Origin of the sequence: Streptococcus sp. C300 (genome assembly GCF_000187645.1) — a bacterium.
In the GTDB taxonomy this organism is placed as follows: Bacteria; Bacillota; Bacilli; order Lactobacillales; family Streptococcaceae; genus Streptococcus; species Streptococcus oralis_CQ.
On the sequence record NZ_GL732480.1, the window covers coordinates 1 to 791 of the forward strand.

General features: G+C 47.9%; 1 protein-coding gene. It reads right to left on the minus strand.

The annotated features are described in order from the left end of the window. Positions 1-791, minus strand: a 791-nt coding sequence (locus HMPREF0849_RS09990; RefSeq protein ID WP_000374515.1) for a G5 domain-containing protein, incomplete at both ends; no start/stop codon positions are given.

Sequence of the window (791 nt, forward strand, 5' to 3'; positions counted from 1 at the left end):
CCTTCAACACCCGGAGTCGCGATTTGACGAGCATCTTGAACAAGCTCATCGGTTTCTTCTTCACGAATGCTAAAGTTGATTTTTTCTACGCGCGTTTCGTCGGTATAAGTCAACGGATACTCTGGCAGTGCGTCTGCTTTCGGTGGATCGTTCGGTACCATGTTTGGCTTAGCCGTGCCGACCTTGACGATTTGTGTTACGGGAGCTAGTGTTTCCTCGTTGGACAACTCTTGGCGGTCAACCTCTTGACCGTTAGAACTGTAGACACGAGTCTTGATTGTGCGCTCTCCCTCAACACCTGGAGTTGTGATTTGACGAGCATCTTGTACCAATTCATCCGTAGTTTGCTCTTCAATGTTGAAGGCTATTTTCTCAACGCGAATTTCGTCGGTATAAGTGAGTGGATACTCTGGCAAAGCGTCTGCTTTTGGCGCATCGCTTGGTACCATGGTTGGCTTAGCCGTGCCGACTTTGACAATTTGCGTTACGGGAGCCAGAGTTTCTTCGTTAGACAATTCTTGGCGATCAATTTCCTGACCGTTAGAACTGTAGACACGAGTCTTAATGGTACGCTCACCTTGGACACCTGGAGTTGCAATCTGACGAGCATCTTGAACCAATTCATCCGTAGTTTGCTCCTCGATGTTGAAGGCTATTTTCTCAACGCAAATTTCGTCGGTATAAGTCAGTGGATACTCTGGTAAAGCTTCTGCTTTCGGTGCTTCATTTGGTACCATGGTTGGTTTAGCCGTGCCGACCTTGACGATTTGCGTTACGGGCTCCAAGGTTTC